Origin of the sequence: Candidatus Pantoea multigeneris (assembly GCF_011752615.1) — a bacterium.
GTDB classification, from domain to species: Bacteria; Pseudomonadota; Gammaproteobacteria; order Enterobacterales; family Enterobacteriaceae; genus Pantoea; species Pantoea multigeneris.
On record NZ_VWXF01000001.1, the window covers coordinates 688,917 to 704,025 of the forward strand.

16 protein-coding genes and 3 tRNA genes are annotated in these 15,109 nt (G+C 54.3%); 11 read left to right on the forward strand and 8 right to left on the reverse strand.

All coding sequences use genetic code 11. The features are described 5' to 3' along the window. Nucleotides 1-74: 74 nt before the first annotated feature. The 3 genes from wrbA to F3J40_RS03265 all read left to right on the forward strand — a co-directional run bounded on the left by wrbA (nucleotide 75) and on the right by F3J40_RS03265 (nucleotide 2,377). Nucleotides 75-674 (forward strand): NAD(P)H:quinone oxidoreductase, encoded by a 600-nt coding sequence (gene wrbA / locus F3J40_RS03255; protein ID WP_167012571.1) that lies wholly within the window; start codon nucleotides 75-77, stop codon nucleotides 672-674. A 21-nt stretch (nucleotides 675-695) separates the two neighbouring features. Beyond that, nucleotides 696-923, forward strand: coding sequence for a YccJ family protein (locus F3J40_RS03260; RefSeq protein ID WP_017349763.1), 228 nt, complete (start codon nucleotides 696-698; stop codon nucleotides 921-923). Between the two features lie 77 nt (nucleotides 924-1,000). Next, the gene (locus F3J40_RS03265) at nucleotides 1,001-2,377 is read left to right on the forward strand and encodes an NAD-dependent succinate-semialdehyde dehydrogenase (protein ID WP_167012572.1); all 1,377 of its coding nucleotides are present in this window, start codon (nucleotides 1,001-1,003) and stop codon (nucleotides 2,375-2,377) included. Between the two features lie 40 nt (nucleotides 2,378-2,417). Here F3J40_RS03265 and agp read toward each other — a convergent pair whose 3' ends face one another. From agp to F3J40_RS03285, 4 genes are all read right to left on the reverse strand, one after another. Further along, complete coding sequence (gene agp / locus F3J40_RS03270) at nucleotides 2,418-4,046, reverse strand: bifunctional glucose-1-phosphatase/inositol phosphatase (RefSeq protein WP_167012573.1); 1,629 nt, start codon at nucleotides 4,044-4,046, stop codon at nucleotides 2,418-2,420. A 267-nt stretch (nucleotides 4,047-4,313) separates the two neighbouring features. Next, a tRNA-Ser gene (locus F3J40_RS03275) sits at nucleotides 4,314-4,401 on the reverse strand. 48 nt (nucleotides 4,402-4,449) lie between these two features. Continuing rightward, a tRNA-Ser gene (locus F3J40_RS03280) sits at nucleotides 4,450-4,537 on the reverse strand. Nucleotides 4,538-4,578: 41 nt separating this feature from the next. Further along, nucleotides 4,579-4,666: transfer RNA gene (locus tag F3J40_RS03285), tRNA-Ser, on the reverse strand. Nucleotides 4,667-4,890: 224 nt separating this feature from the next. Between F3J40_RS03285 and yccA the strand changes: the two genes are divergently transcribed. Both yccA and F3J40_RS03295 read left to right on the forward strand, forming a co-directional pair. After that, a complete protein-coding gene (gene yccA / locus F3J40_RS03290; RefSeq protein WP_017348416.1) occupies nucleotides 4,891-5,544 on the forward strand; it encodes an FtsH protease modulator YccA in 654 nt (217 codons plus the stop codon). 97 nt (nucleotides 5,545-5,641) lie between these two features. Further along, complete coding sequence (locus tag F3J40_RS03295; protein ID WP_167012574.1) at nucleotides 5,642-5,968, forward strand: TusE/DsrC/DsvC family sulfur relay protein; 327 nt, start codon at nucleotides 5,642-5,644, stop codon at nucleotides 5,966-5,968. On the opposite strand, the gene yccX is transcribed toward F3J40_RS03295, so the two are convergent. Next, entirely contained in the window at nucleotides 5,969-6,247 is a 279-nt protein-coding gene (gene yccX, locus F3J40_RS03300; RefSeq protein WP_167012575.1) for an acylphosphatase, read from the reverse strand. It abuts the gene before it with no gap. Nucleotides 6,248-6,333: 86 nt separating this feature from the next. Here yccX and rlmI point away from each other — a divergent pair, with 86 nt between their 5' ends. Together rlmI and hspQ are read left to right on the forward strand one after the other, a co-directional pair. Further along, nucleotides 6,334-7,524: a 23S rRNA (cytosine(1962)-C(5))-methyltransferase RlmI gene (gene rlmI / locus F3J40_RS03305; RefSeq protein ID WP_017348419.1), complete on the forward strand. Its 1,191-nt coding sequence runs from the start codon at nucleotides 6,334-6,336 to the stop codon at nucleotides 7,522-7,524. Nucleotides 7,525-7,584: 60 nt separating this feature from the next. Further along, nucleotides 7,585-7,902, forward strand: a complete 318-nt coding sequence (gene hspQ / locus F3J40_RS03310; RefSeq protein WP_026042699.1) for a heat shock protein HspQ — start codon at nucleotides 7,585-7,587, stop codon at nucleotides 7,900-7,902. A gap of 31 nt (nucleotides 7,903-7,933) precedes the next feature. On the opposite strand, the gene F3J40_RS03315 is transcribed toward hspQ, so the two are convergent. After that, a complete protein-coding gene (locus F3J40_RS03315; RefSeq protein ID WP_167012576.1) occupies nucleotides 7,934-8,353 on the reverse strand; it encodes a CoA-binding protein in 420 nt (139 codons plus the stop codon). A 169-nt stretch (nucleotides 8,354-8,522) separates the two neighbouring features. On the opposite strand from F3J40_RS03315, the gene F3J40_RS03320 reads away from it, so the two are divergent. Both F3J40_RS03320 and mgsA read left to right on the forward strand, forming a co-directional pair. Beyond that, nucleotides 8,523-9,161: a YccT family protein gene (locus F3J40_RS03320; protein ID WP_167012577.1), complete on the forward strand. Its 639-nt coding sequence runs from the start codon at nucleotides 8,523-8,525 to the stop codon at nucleotides 9,159-9,161. 58 nt (nucleotides 9,162-9,219) lie between these two features. Then, nucleotides 9,220-9,678 (forward strand): methylglyoxal synthase, encoded by a 459-nt coding sequence (mgsA, locus tag F3J40_RS03325; protein ID WP_167012578.1) that lies wholly within the window; start codon nucleotides 9,220-9,222, stop codon nucleotides 9,676-9,678. A 3-nt stretch (nucleotides 9,679-9,681) separates the two neighbouring features. On the opposite strand, the gene helD is transcribed toward mgsA, so the two are convergent. After that, nucleotides 9,682-11,736 carry a DNA helicase IV gene (helD, locus tag F3J40_RS03330; RefSeq protein ID WP_167012579.1) on the reverse strand — a complete coding sequence of 685 codons (2,055 nt, stop codon included), beginning with the start codon at nucleotides 11,734-11,736 and terminating at the stop codon, nucleotides 9,682-9,684. A gap of 117 nt (nucleotides 11,737-11,853) precedes the next feature. Between helD and F3J40_RS03335 the strand changes: the two genes are divergently transcribed. Both F3J40_RS03335 and yccS read left to right on the forward strand, forming a co-directional pair. Continuing rightward, nucleotides 11,854-12,297, forward strand: a complete 444-nt coding sequence (locus F3J40_RS03335; protein WP_017348425.1) for a YccF domain-containing protein — start codon at nucleotides 11,854-11,856, stop codon at nucleotides 12,295-12,297. A 9-nt stretch (nucleotides 12,298-12,306) separates the two neighbouring features. Further along, a complete protein-coding gene (yccS, locus tag F3J40_RS03340; RefSeq protein ID WP_167012580.1) occupies nucleotides 12,307-14,475 on the forward strand; it encodes a YccS family putative transporter in 2,169 nt (722 codons plus the stop codon). On the opposite strand, the gene F3J40_RS03345 is transcribed toward yccS, so the two are convergent. Next, complete coding sequence (locus F3J40_RS03345; protein WP_167012581.1) at nucleotides 14,435-15,061, reverse strand: TfoX/Sxy family DNA transformation protein; 627 nt, start codon at nucleotides 15,059-15,061, stop codon at nucleotides 14,435-14,437. The two genes, yccS and F3J40_RS03345, sit on opposite strands and share 41 nt — an antisense overlap. Nucleotides 15,062-15,109 lie beyond the last annotated feature (48 nt).

Genomic DNA, 15,109 nt, shown 5'->3' on the forward strand with positions numbered 1-15,109 from the left:
GCATCAGGCGGCAACTCGGGCTGGCTCTTCTATACTGAGATTTTGACCTCCAATAACCCTCCAGGGAGAAAGCAATGGCCAAAATCTTGGTGCTCTACTACTCAATGTATGGACATATCGAAACCATGGCACAGGCGGTAGCCGAAGGGGCTCGTCGCGTCAGTGGTGCCGAGGTGGATATTTTGCGTGTACCGGAAAGCATGGATGCAGAGCGTTTCGCCCAGGTAGGCGGAAAAGTCAATCAGGCTGCGGCGGAAGCTACGCCGGATATCCTGACGCAGTATGACGCTATTCTGGTCGGCACGCCGACCCGCTTCGGTAACATGGCCGGACAGATGCGTAACTTCTGGGATCGCACCGGCGGGCTGTGGGCTTCGGGTGCGCTGTACGGCAAAATCGCCAGCGTGTTTGCCTCTACGGGCACCGGTGGCGGACAGGAACAGACGATTACCTCGGTCTGGACCACCCTCGCCCATCACGGCATGGTCATTGTCCCGATTGGTTATGGCACCAAAGAACTGTTTGATATTTCACAGGTGCGCGGCGGTACGCCCTATGGTGCGACTACGCTAGCCGGTGGCGATGGATCACGTCAGCCAACAGAAGAGGAGCTCAATATTGCTCGCTATCAGGGCGAGTATGTCGCCGGGCTGACGGTGAAACTGAAAGGCTGAATTGATTAACAGGAGACAATAATGACCGATCCAAATAAAGCTCACCACGTGGCTGAATGGGCAACGATTCGTCAAACCTCACGGGAAATTGCCGAGGCGATTTTTGAAGTGGCAAAGTATGACGAGAAATTAGCAGAAGCGATCTGGGAGCAGCAGGGAAATAACGATGTGCTGGAGCTCGCCTTTGCCAAAACCCAGGACGACGTGCTGACCTGGGATAATAAAACCATCGAACGTAGAAATGTCTGATTTGCCTGGCAGAGAGACGATCGCGTCTTTCTGCCTTTCGTCATAAATCCCCCCTTCTGATGACCACGGAGCGAGATATGTCTGGCTATAAAAGTGTGAATCCCGCCACCAATCAGCTACTCAAGCAGTTCCCCGACCACCAGGATGAGGCCGTAGAGGCCGCACTGGCGCAGGCGGACCGGCTGTACCACTCTGCCTGGAGTAAAGGCGAGATCCAACCGCGCCTGCAGGTGCTGGAGAAACTGGCAGACCTTATAGAGAGCCGGGTTGAGGCGCTGGCCGTGATTGCCAGCCAGGAAATGGGAAAATTAATTGGTCAAAGCCGTGGTGAAGTCAAAATCTGCGCGCAAATAGCCCGTTACTACGCGAGGCAAGCAGCACAACAACTCCAGCCGCAACCCTATGCCAGCGAACTCGGTGATGCCTGGATTGAGTATCACCCGATTGGCGTCATTGTGGCGGTTGAGCCATGGAATTTCCCCTATTATCAGTTGATGCGCGTGCTGGCACCTAACCTGGCGTTAGGCAACCCGGTGTTAGCGAAACACGCTAACAACGTGCCACAGTGTGCGGAAGCCTTTGCTCAGTTGGTGGAGGAAGCCGGTGCACCGGCCGGGGCCTGGACCAATCTGTTTATCTCTAATCAACAGGTTGCGGATTTGATCGCCGACGACAGGGTTCAGGGTGTCGCCTTAACCGGCTCTGAGCGTGCGGGCAGCGCGGTGGCACAGCAAGCGGGCAAATACCTGAAGAAATCGACGCTGGAGTTAGGCGGTAACGATGTCTTTATGGTGATGGACGATGCAGATATCCGCGAGGCTGTCCGTCAGGGTGCCCAGGCACGTCTGAGCAACTGCGGCCAGGTTTGTACGGCGGCGAAACGCTTTATCCTGCATCAGGATATCGCAGCCCCGTTTTTACAACAGCTGCGGGATGCCTTTGCTGCGGTGACGCCGGGCGATCCGCTCGATGAAAAAACCACATTGGGACCGCTCTCGTCGGCTGAGGCCCATGAAAGACTGATCAAACAGGTGAACAATGCCATCGCCCACGGGGCAACGGTTGAGTGTGGCGGTAAGGCGATTGCTGGCGTGGGGTGCTATTTCCAGCCCACCATTCTGACCGGCATCACGCGTGATAATCCGGCCTGGTTTGAAGAGTTTTTTGGCCCGGTTGCACAGGTGTATGTGGTGGCAAGTGAGGCTGAAGCGGTGGCCCTTGCCAATGACTCGCACTACGGACTGGGTGGGTCAGTCTGGACGCAGGACATCGCCCGGGGCCGACGACTCGCATCACAAATCGAAACCGGTATGGTGTTCATTAACTCACAAAGTGATACCGCAGCCGAACTGCCGTTCGGTGGCGTAAAACGCTCGGGTTATGGTCGTGAACTGTCGGATTTAGGCATTAAAGAGTTTGCCAATCAAAAGCTGGTGGTGATCAGCGGCGGGTAAAGAAAAAACAGGCACAACCAAGGTTGTGCCTGTAAGTGACTTACTGTGATGGTGCAGTGGCGGCTTTGTTCGCCTCAGGCGCTGCGCTGTTAGCAGCAGGTGCCGGAGTGCCCGCTTCTTGCTTCTCAGCGGTGGCTTTTGCTTTATCGTTTGCTGCCGCTTTGTCAGCAGCGTCTTTTTCCGCTGCGGCTTTATCTGCGGCAGCCTTTTCAGCTTTGCGCTTCTCTGCGGCTGCTTTGTCCGCTTTCTGCTTCTCTGCGGCAGCTTTATCGGCTGCGGCTTTATCAGCAGCGGCTTTTTCTGCGGCCGCTTTGGCTTCCTGAGCCTGCGTAGTGGCCGCCTGATCGGCACTTAGCTTCTGCAACGCGCTAGGATCGGCAGTGGCAGATTGCGGGGCAACGGGCGCGGCAGGCTGCATGGCAGTCCCTTGTAACGCACCGTTCAGCGCCTGATTAAACTGCTCCCAGCTACAGTAGCCATTAGCATCTGTTGGGCATCCGGCTAACTGCAACGTCACGCGCTTAGGAGGATTCTTCAGGCTCAGCACATCGGCATCACGCAGTTGATCTGCGGTCTGATAGACATACTCCAGTTTCAGCAGGTCTTTGTTGTTTTTCTTGTCGTGCCAGCGCTCAAATACCACCTGACCGCCAATCGGCGTTTTTTCAAACTGGCCTGGCAAGGTATAAGGCTTAACCTGAAGCGCACTCAGAAGTGACGCGATATTTGAGTCATGTCCGACCATCACGGTGACTTTTGGTGCGTTAGCGCTGTCCTGATCAATCAGCTGGCTGCGAATATAATCGGCCAGCGGTGCGGCCACTTCGCGCGCCACTTCTGGCGTGCTAAACAGCGCGTCCTGATAGCCATTTTTCAGTGCGGAGAGCTCCTGCCACTGTTCAGCGGTTTTGATCTGTCCCCAGGCAACCTGATCCGCCGGGAAACCTTCGTAATACTGCAAGGTAAAGGCATCCATCAGCGAGTTGGCGACTTTCAGTGGCCCATTGACGTTCGGCTCTTTGCCGTTATCTGCGCTGAAGGTGTTATTGCCGTTTTCCAGATCACACTGCTTTTTGTCTTTGCAGGCCGGTGCGGCTTTGTAATCCACCAGTTTTTCCAGCCGCTGGTAAGCCGGTTTCAGGGAAAGCTGCTCATTAGCGGCGGTCATGGCTGCCAGGGCTTTCTTATTGAAGTCTGGATTATCGTTGGTGATGACCGGATTGAACACCGGGTCCATGGTGCCCATTGCATCCTGATGCGTGACCGGGATATCGCAGCCTGGGAAGGCACCATTAACAAAGAACTGGGCCGTCGCGACGGTACGCTGCAAGCTGTTGGCATACACAAAGACATTGTTGCTGTCCGGGCAAACACCGTTCTGTATCAGGCCTTGCTGTGCCAGCCACTGACGGGTGTAATTCCCCATGTAGACTTCCAGCACGCCACCTTTGGTGGTCAACTGGCCGCCGGGTACATCCCACTGCGGCCAGCTCTTTTTAGTCGACTGTTCCAGCACGCTACCGTTGTCTGCAAGCGGTGCCCTGATATTGTGGCGACTTAGCAGCAGAACCTGCTGCAACTGCATATCGCTCTCAGCCGCCTGCGCCGCAAACCCAAGGGGTAAAGTGGCGATCACCGACAGTGCGCAAAGACTCAGTTTCTTGATCATTGTGCCTATTCCATTTGTTCATTGTGAAACACACTGGCTTTCAAACGAGGAGCTCGTCTTATAACAGCGAATTGCCGCCTAGTGTAACGTAGCCAGCAGCAAAAATGTGCCAGAGCTGTAAAAACAGTTACAGGACTATAGCAGAGATGAGCCCCTGTGGGGCAAGGGATCTGGGCCTGTGCAGGCATTGGGGTGAAATTCAGACAGAGGATAATTTACGGCGCACAAAAGCAAACGGGCCAGCACATTGTGCTAGCCCGTAAAATGTGGCGGAGGAACAGAGATTCGAACTCTGGGATGGTTTCCCATCGACGGTTTTCAAGACCGTTGCCTTAAGCCACTCGGCCATCCCTCCTGATTGCATAAATCAATATGCGGGTACTGCTGTTGCACTGAGATAATTTGGCGGAGGAACAGAGATTCGAACTCTGGGATGGTTTCCCATCGACGGTTTTCAAGACCGTTGCCTTAAGCCACTCGGCCATCCCTCCATACGCAAATTACTACGTGCGGGTACTGCTGGTAAAGATTATGGCGGAGGAGGAGAGATTCGAACTCTCGGATGGTTTCCCATCGACGGTTTTCAAGACCGTTGCCTTAAGCCACTCGGCCACCCCTCCGCAATGGGGCGCACTATAAACATCCCTCATGAGCTTGTAAAGCCTACCATTGATCGTTCGGCTGAAAAACAGTCAAATTGTGATTTTTCGCCGGGTTATTCGCCATTGCGCACAAGGATTAAGCGGAATAGCGCGTAAAGAAGGGTAAAACGGCTTTCCGAAAAAAGTGGCGCTTCGTATGCTCTGGCGATAATCCACTGTTTTGTTCGCTTAAGGAGCGCAAAATGGAAAAAATCATCACGTCATCGCGTGAATCTCTACTCAGTACGCACCGCGTATTGCGTAACACTTACTTCCTTTTGGGTATGACTCTTGCCTTTTCTGCCGTAGTGGCAACGATCAGCACCGTGATGCAATTGCCTGGCCCAGGTTTGATCCTGATGCTGGTGGGTTTCTACGGGCTGATGTTTCTGACACACCGTCTGGCAGATAAACCCAGCGGGATCATTGCCGCCTTTGCCTTTACCGGTTTCCTCGGTTACTGCCTTGGCCCAATTCTGAACAGCTATCTCTCTGCGGGCATGGGGGATGTTATCGGCCTTGCGCTCGGCGGAACCGCAGCCGTGTTCTTTGGTTGTTCGGCGTATGTGCTGACCACTCGCCGCGATATGTCATTCCTTGGCGGTATGATGATGGCAGGGTTTGTGGTGCTGCTGGTGGCGGTTGTCGCTAACCTGTTCCTGCAAATTCCTGCGCTGCACCTGGCGATCAGTGCGCTGTTTATTCTGTTCTCTGCCGGTGCCATCCTGTGGGAAACCAGTAATATTATTCACGGCGGTGAGAGTAACTACATTCGCGCCACCGTCAGCCTGTATGTGTCTATCTACAACATCTTCCTGAGTCTGCTGAGCCTGCTGGGCTTCGCCCGTAACGACTAAGCCACAGTGAAGATATCAGCCCCGCTCTGGCGGGGCTTTTTGTTTTCTGCTCCGGGGATTTGCTACAATGCCGCCAGTTATTGAATGAGGCGACAACGTGAATTTTGCAGGCAATGAGATTGCGGTTGATGGCGAAGGCTATCTGAAAAATCCGGCAGACTGGAGTGAAGCACTGGCTGAACATATCGCCAGCGAAGAAGGGATTGTGCTGACTGAACCGCACTGGGAAGTGGTGCGCTTCGTGCGCGAATTTTACCAGGAGTTTAATACGTCTCCGGCAGTGCGCATGCTGGTGAAAGCAATGGCAAAGAAATACGGTGAAGAGAAAGGCAACAGCCGCTATTTGTTCCGCCTGTTCCCGGAAGGTCCAGCCAAACAGGCCACCAAAATAGCTGGCCTGCCTAAACCGGCGAAATGCCTCTGATTAACCCGTAGTAAACCCGTGTGGTGGATTATCCGTGCGGTGCGGTTGCACCAGAACACGATCAATCTCAGCACTGCGCGGGCCGCCCTCTTTCAGCCACAGGATCAGCTCCTGTACCAATTCGGCCTCACCCCATGCCAGCACTTCAACGCTGCCATCTTCTAAATTATGTGCATATCCCTGCACTCCCAAATCATTGGCCTTTGCCTGCGTGCTGTACCTAAACCCCACGCCTTGCACCTTGCCATATACCCAGGCTTTAAAACAGGCGACTGCCATAGAACCCTCCAGATGCTGTTGTGCGTTGCATTTTACTCATATCCACCGGACAATGACGCCTCATTTTTTTCAGGTAAGCATAGCAAATGACCGTTCGATTGATTCTCGCTAAGGGACGTGAAAAATCCCTCCTCCGCCGCCATCCTTGGGTCTTCTCCGGTGCCGTTGCACGTATGGAAGGAAAAGCCAGCCTCGGAGAAACGGTTTCCGTCTGCGATCATAACGGTAAATGGCTCGCCCATGCAGCCTATTCTCCTCAATCGCAAATCCGCGCCCGTGTCTGGAGCTGGCAGCAGGATGAATCGATCGATATCGCGTTCTTCATTAAACGTTTTGAACAGGCACAGATCTGGCGTGACTGGCTAGCACAGCGTGATGGCCTCGACAGTTACCGTCTGATTGCCGGTGAATCCGATGGATTGCCAGGCGTGACTATCGACCGCTTCGGTAATTTCCTCGTGTTGCAGCTGCTCTCAGCGGGCGCAGAATATCAACGTCCGGCGATCCTCACCGCGTTGCAGCACTGCTTCCCATCTTGCGCCATTTACGACCGCTCTGATGTGGCGGTGCGCAAAAAAGAGGGACTGGAACTCACCCAAGGCCCAGTGACTGGCGAACTGCCACCGGCTTTGTTGCCTATCACTGAGCATGGCATGAAATTGCTGGTTGATATTCAGGGTGGCCACAAAACCGGCTACTACCTCGACCAGCGTGACAGCCGTTTCGCTACACGTCGTTATGCGCAAGACGCTCGCGTCCTGAACTGCTTCTCCTACACCGGTGGTTTTGCGGTATCCGCGCTCATGGGCGGCTGTCGTGAAGTGACCAGCGTAGATACTTCGCAAGATGCGTTGGATGTTGCGCGTCAAAACGTCGAGCTAAACGGTTTGGATGTCTCACGCGCCCACTTCGTACGTGATGATGTGTTTAAACTGCTGCGTCGTTACCGTGACAGTGGCGAGAAGTTTGACCTGATCATCATGGACCCGCCTAAGTTTGTTGAAAATAAAAACCAACTGGCAGGCGCTTGCCGTGGTTACAAAGATATCAACATGTTAGCGATTCAGTTGCTCAATCCTGGCGGCATTCTGTTGACCTTCTCGTGTTCAGGCCTGATGGCGACCGATCTGTTCCAGAAGATCGTGGCCGATGCCGCCGTTGATGCTGGTCGTGACGTGCAGTTTATTGAACAATTCCGTCAGGCAGCCGATCACCCGGTGATCGCGACCTATCCTGAAGGGTTGTACCTGAAAGGTTTTGCTTGCCGCGTAATGTGACTTGAAAAAATCTCTCCAGCCTCCATATTGAGGAGTAAGTGCTTTGATATGGAGGTTTTTATGATTGCGACAAAATTTGGCATTGGTCAGCAAGTCCGCCATCGCCTCTCTGGCGTGTTAGGCGTGGTGGTAGACGTTGACGCAGAATACTCCCTCGATACACCCGATATCGATGAAGTTGACGAGAGTGAAACGCTGCGCACCGCACCCTGGTACCACGTTGTGATGGAAGATGAAGAAGGAGAACGAGTTCATACCTATGTCTCTGAGATCCAACTGGCGGGTGAAACCTCTTATGAACACCCCGATCAACCGATGATGGATGAACTGGCTGCTTCTATCCGCCAACAGCTTCAGGCTCCTCGTCTGCGCCATTAATCGCTGGCGGCACCTGCGCCGCCAGTGCTTTCTAGCGTTTCATCGGGATCGCCAAACGTGGAATATCAATCTTCGGGCAGTGATCCATAACTACCGTTAATCCCGCCTCTTCTGCCAACGCCGCCGCCTGCTCATTGATGATCCCCAACTGCAACCACAGCGTATCTGCACCGATCGCGATGGCTTCCTGAGCCACACCATACGCGGCCTCTGCATTGCGAAACACATCAACCATGTCGACATGCCCAGGAATATCCGCCAGTGCGGCATAGGCCTGCTGCCCCAGTAGCGTTTTCCCCGCCAGTTTCGGACTGACTGGTATCACGTCGTAGCCGTGGTTGAGCAAAAACTTCATCACACCATAGGCGGGCCGGTCTTCACGGTCTGTCGCCCCCACCAGCGCAATGCGCTGCGTGCGGCGTAAAACATCGCTAATCACCCGATCGTTCATTGCTCTCTCCCTTACTGTTCGTTATACCGGTGCTGTCACCGGGAATACCCAGACAAAACCTTGTGGGATTATTTTGCGTCAGCTCGCGAATAAATATGTTAAAATGTAAATATACTGCCATAATGTAAGAATTTGCTACACTCCACCTCTTTACTCTCCAGGAGCACACATGAAGCTGTCTATGGCTGTCTCTGGCCTGCTGTTGCTGCTGGTTACTACCGCTTGCCCGGCGCTAACCCTCCATCTCGATCCACAGATCGACTTGTTGGCGCTGGATGGTCGCAAAATCTCCGGTTCGCTGCTGAAAGGCGCCTCGTCACTTGAGCTGGAACGTGGTGCACATCAGTTTCTGTTCCGTGTTGATCTGCCCGGTGAAAATACACCGCTAAGCCGCCATCAGTTTCATTCGCAGCCGATGATTGTCAGCTTTGATGCAGAAGTGAAATCGGTCACCATCCGTTTGCCTGAGCTGAATAGCCGCCAACAGCGCGCCCTGTTCGATCATAGTCTTAATTTCACTCTGGTGGATGAGCAAGGACGTGAAATTATCAGCAAACGAGACCGCTTGCCGGCCGGGGCTGAAAGTGACTTCGAGCAAGCCATGCTTAACTACAATCGCACCCATCAGGCGGCGTCCGTGCCGCAGTTTGCGACACAAAATACCGCCAAACTTTCACCCGTTGCCGATGCCGAATTTGCCTGGGTCGATGATGAAAGCTTCTCGCCACTGGGACGCTGGTTTCAGCGTTTTGATCGACTAACGCGCCAGCAGATCAGCGCACTGATGAAAATCTTAAGTACAAGTTGATAGCGATGAAAAGCCAGAGGTAGACTGAACCCCTACCTCTTACCTTTCAGGAACCCAGATGGAACAGACCGTTCGTAAGCTTGGCGAGAAAAAACATATTGCCCTCGTGGCCCACGATCACTGCAAAGATACATTGCTGGCGTGGACAAAAACCAATCAACCCTTGCTGCAATCCCACGTCCTGTATGCTACCGGCACCACAGGCAGCCTGATCAATCGCCATACCGGCCTTGAAGTCAACGCCATGCTCAGCGGCCCAATGGGTGGTGACCAGCAGGTGGGCGCACTGATCGCCGAAGGTAAAATCGATGTGCTGATCTTCTTCTGGGATCCCCTTAATGCCGTTCCGCACGATCCCGACGTTAAAGCGCTCCTGCGCCTCGCCACGCTGTGGAATATCCCGGTGGCGAATAACCGCGCCAGCGCTGACTTTATCATTCAGTCGCCGCAGTTCAGCCAGGCCACGGAGATCGCCATCCCGGATTACCAGCGTTATCTCGACCAGCGCCTGAAATAGATCTCAGGCCTTGCGTGCTACGGGCACGCCCAGACGCTGAAACTGTTCGACAAACACCGATGGGTGATCGCGGTCGAACATTAGCCACAGCTGCTGGCGTGCTCGCGTTAAGGCCACATAGGCAAGGCGACGCTCTTCTGCATCCGGAAAATCTTCCGTCTCCGGCAACAGACCCTGTTCGATGATTGATTCACGCGCCATCGCCGGGAACCCATCATGTCCGGCATGCAGCCCCAACACGATCACATAGTCCGCTTCCTGGCCTTTACTGCCATGCATAGTCATGAAATTAAGCTGTAGCTTTGGCCAGCGCGTCTTCGCTTTCTCCAGCACTTCCGGTTTAAGGTGGTGATAGCGCGCCAGCAGCAATACACTCTCCTCCGGCTTAACAAATCCGCTGAGCTTGTTCAGCAACGGCTCCAGTTGCTCCTGCGGTAGCAGCATGACCGACTTTTTATTGCCGCGTGTCAGGCTATTCAGGGCTTTGGGCAGTTGTTGTGGGTTTTGCTGAATAAAGCGATTCGCAATCTCACCAATACGATCGTTAAAGCGATACGTGGTATCCAGAATGCAGCGATCGCCCTCACCAAAGTAGTGATGAAACGCCGTAGTCAGCGACAACTTAGCGCCACTGAAGCGGTAAATGGCCTGCCAGTCATCGCCCACGGCAAACAGCGTTGTCTGACTGTTCTGCTTGCGTAGGGCGCTCAGCAGTGCGGCCCGCTGCGGTGAAATGTCCTGAAACTCATCCACCAGAATATCTTTCCACGGGCTGATGAAACGGCCTTTTTCCAGCACGGCAATCGCCTGGTGAATTAGCCCGGAAAAATCGACCGCGCCCTCTTCCTTTAGCGCCGTTTTCCACGCCTTTACCAGTGGAGCCATCAGCTTGACTCGCTTGCTAAAGCTCTCCCGAATGGCTTCAGGAACCTCTGCAATCATCGCGGCCTGAGCACCGCCGTGCATCCTGATCAAACTGAGCCAGCGCTCAAAACGCGTAACCAGTCGCTGGGCCAGCGCGTTGTCTTGCCAGAAAGCCCCCTCGGGCAGCTCCCATTGCAGTTCATCTCGTAGCCACTGTCGCCAGCCGTTGGCCTGCGCCTTTTTCTCACTACACTGTTTACGCCACTCATCTATCAAAAGCTTGCGTCGCGCCTGGGTATCGCTCTCTAACTTGCTGACGTTCGGCTGCTTGCTGCTGCCTTCACGAATAATATGCAGCGCGAGGGCATGAAAAGTGCGGGCCTGAATCGCCTTCGTCTCCAGCCGGCTCTCGACTCTTTCATTCATCTCATCCGCCGCTTTCCGGCCAAAGGCCAGCAACAGAATCTGTTCCGGTTTTGCCAGTTGGCGTTGCAGCAACCAGCCTGCCCGTGCCACCAGGACTGACGTTTTTCCACTTCCCGCCCCGGCCAGCACCAGTACCGCATCCTCACCGTTGACGACCGCTTCGCTTTGCGACGTATTAAGCGGGGAACGTTCTACATGGGCAAAAAAGTCCTGATAACGGGTGAGTATCTGCTGCGTCCAGGCCTGATTACGCTGACGCAGCGCGGTTTTTCCGCCATTCAACCACTGTTGACAGAATTGCCATAGCTCGCGGCAGTTTTCAAAACGCGCCAGGCGAGCAACGGGAAGAGGGAGTGCGGCAAACTGCTGTTGCACCGTGGTCGCGAGGCCATTCAGCTCACTGCGTTTGACCCAGCGATCCTGCTCTAACAGTGCCAGGATACTTTGTTGTAATGCTTGTAACACCGTGGCGCACACGTCGCTCATTTCGGTGCTCCAGCTGTTCCAGGCCTGCTGCAAGTAGTGATGAAAACGCTGCGTCTCCTGCCACTCCGTACCGTGCAGGCGCACCACTTTTTCATCCAGTAGCTGGAATTCAAGTTCGCCCCACACCATGCCACGCTTGCAGGTGATATCGAGCAGTTGATTGAAAGGGATCAAATATTCGTGCTTATCACCGCTGACTTCCACTCCGGCCGACAGCAGGCGAACCCGGTTGTAGGGATGTTGAGCAAGTCGTTTGCCCAGAGATGTTGCTTTAAGTTCCACGCTCACTCCATCGAACCAAATGAAGATTCCGCTATCTTACCTGTGTCAGTGTTGACGCTCCAGCCATAAAACAGGCTAAACTGGGGACATCTTGCGGATTGTAAAAGGAAAATCGCTATGCGCGCTGTGTTAAATATTCTCAATTTCGTGCTGGGCGGCTTTTTTACCACCCTCGCCTGGCTGTTTGCCACGCTGGTCAGTATTGTGCTGATTTTTACCCTGCCGCTGACCCGCTCCTGCTGGGAAATCACCAAGCTTTCGCTGTTGCCGTTTGGCAATGAAGCGGTGCATGTGGATGTGATCAACCCTGCAGGCAAAAATGAACTGATGAACAGTGGCGGCACCCTGCTCAATATCCTGTGGTTCATCTTCTTTGGCTGGTGGCTGTGCCTGTCGCATATCTCCATTGGTATTGCGCAGTGCATCACCATTATTGGTATTCCTGTCGGCATCGCCAATTTTAAAATTGCCGTGATTGCACTGTGGCCCGTCGGCCGCCGGGTTGTTTCTGTTGAAGAAGCACAGGCAGCGCGCGAAGCCAATGCCCGTAGCCGTTACTAAGGGATCACTGTGAAACTCTTAACGCTCCAGGGCTGGCAGCGCTATCTCTATAACAGCAGCTTGCGCTACATGCTGCGTATTCTCTTCGCCATGACGGGCTGTGCAGCCGTGCCGTGGATGCTGAAGCAGATCGACTGGACCATCCCCTTGACCTTAGGCGTCGTCGCGGCAGCGTTGGCCGATCTCGACGACCGCTGGACCGGCCGACTGAAAAATCTGCTCATTACGCTGCTGTGCTTCTGTATTGCCTCTGTTTCGGTGGAACTGTTGTTTCCCACCCCCTGGCTCTTTTTACCCGGACTGGCACTCTCAACCTGGGGCTTTATTCTGCTGGGTGCTCTGGGACAGCGTTATGCCACCATTGCCTTTGGCGCATTGCTGATTGCCGTTTACACCATGCTGGGTATTGGTCTGTTCCCTGAATGGTATATGCAGCCGGTCCTGTTGCTGCTTGGCGCGCTTTGGTACAACCTGCTGACGCTGATCGGGCATTTTATGTTCCCGGTGCGCCCGGTTCAGGAACAGCTCGCGGAGAGTTTTGCTGCGCTGGCGCGCTATCTGGATGCTAAAGCAGAGATGTTTGATCCTGATGCAGGTGCGGAAGACAGCCAGGGCCTGATTGCGGTAGCGATGGCTAACAGCCAACTGGTCAGTCAGCTTAATCTGACCAAAACGGCGCTGCTCAGTCGTTTACGTGGCGACCGGGGTTCACGTGGCTCGCGTCGCAGCCTGCATTATTACTTCGTCGCGCAGGACATCCACGAGCGTGCCAGCTCCTCGCATGTGCAATATCATCAACTGCGCGATGACTGGCGCTACAACGAGATCCTGTTTCGTTTTCAACGCTTGTTGCATCGTCAGGGGCACTCATGCCGTCAGTTGTCACAGGCGATTTTATTAGGCGAGGCCTGGCAGCATAACAGCCAGTATGAGCGTGCCTTTGATAAGCTACAGCACAGCCTGGAGCGGCTACAGCAGGAGATGCCGGGAGAGCAACGTATTGACGCGCTGTTCTGGCTGCTGCGCAATTTACGCGCAATTGATGCCCAACTGGCTTCGATCGAATCTGAACAAAACCTCAACTTACCCACCGCAGATAACCGCCTGTCACGCGAGGAGCTGGATGGCTGGAGCGACATTCGCCTGCGACTCAGCCGCCACCTCAGCCCGCAATCGCCGCTGTTTCGTCACGCCGTGCGTATGTCTGTTGTTTTGTGCGTCGGCTATGCCTTTATTCAGATCACAGGGTTAGAAAGAGGCTACTGGATTTTACTGACCAGCCTGTTTGTCTGCCAGCCCAACTATAATGCGACCCGTCGCCGACTTGCGTTACGTATCGGCGGTACCCTCGCAGGGATTGTAATTGGGCTCCCTGTCTTATGGCTGGTGCCCTCCATCGAAGGCCAGTTGATTTTAATTGTACTGAGTGGTGTGCTGTTTTTTGCTTTCCGCCAGATTCAGTACGCGCAGGCCACGCTGTTCATCACGCTTTTGGTGCTGCTGTGCTTTAACCTGCTGGGTGAAGGTTTCGAAGTTGCCCTGCCGCGCATTAACGATACGCTGCTAGGCTGTGCGCTTGCCTGGCTGGCGGTGGCCTTTATCTGGCCTGACTGGCGCTTCCGTCAGTTGCCAGAGGTGACCGATCGCAGCCTGAACGCTAACTGCCGCTATCTGGACGCCATTCTTGAACAGTATCATCAGGGCAAAGATAACCGCCTCGCGTACCGGATAGCCCGGCGTGACGCGCATAATGCGGATGCCGAGCTGGCTTCGGTGGTTTCCAGCATGAGCGTGGAAAAGCACCACTCTGCCCGGCTGCGGGAAAGTGCGTTTCAGCTACTCTGCCTGAATCACTCTTTCCTGAGTTATATCTCCGCACTGGGTGCGCATCGTGAGCAGCTGACCGATCCGGCACTCTTGAGCCTGCTGGATGAAACGGTCTGCTATGTCGAAGATGTGTTGCAGCGCGCCGTGGTGAGCATTGAACAAGCCCGCGAGATGCAGCTGTCTCTGAGCCAACGTATTGCCCAGGCAGGACGCAGTGAGGAATCTCGCGCACCGCTGGTACTGCAACAGTTAGCCCTGTTAGCCGCACTGCTGCCGGAAATTGCCCTGTTGCGCCGCCGCCTGGATAACGTTAAGCCCGAGGATAGTCCCGCTCTTGCTGCTGGTGAATGATGTGCTGATACCAGAGTTTTAACTCCGCCCTGACCGGTTCTGGCAGGGCGGCTTGATGGTGACCCGAAATCGCCCCTTCCAGCGCCAGCAGGGTTTTTAGCCCCAGATGTTGGTTTAACGACTTTAATCTTAGCCAGCTGTTCTTCGCACCGCTGGCATACAGGTTCTCTACCGAGCAGATCCCGACTTTGTACAGCATCATTTCCATCCGCACCCCGAGATTGGGCAGGTCTTTCAGCCTGGGTGCGCTGGGTGTATGTTGCTCCTCACGGGCCGCCAACAGCGCGGCTTCAGACAGGGCTTCCAACGTTGCCGTTTCCTGCCACAACTGCTCATCCACCCGAAAATAGCCGAGGCTCACCGGCACGCCGCGCTTACTGAATATCAGCGGTTGAAGCGGACGTTCAGCGCTGTATTCTTTCAGTGCTTCACTGGCCCGGAGGTAGAGTTGTTCATCACTTACCAGGGCAAACACCACCTTTTCAACGGCCAAAGCGTAACCACCGAACTGAGTACGAGACTGTACTTCACCTAAGCAAGATAAACGTTCTTTAGACAAATCGATCATTTGACGGGACTTTTTCATTGCCCACTCTCCTTGTGAAAAATATTTCTAACCTGCTGTGAAATGGGG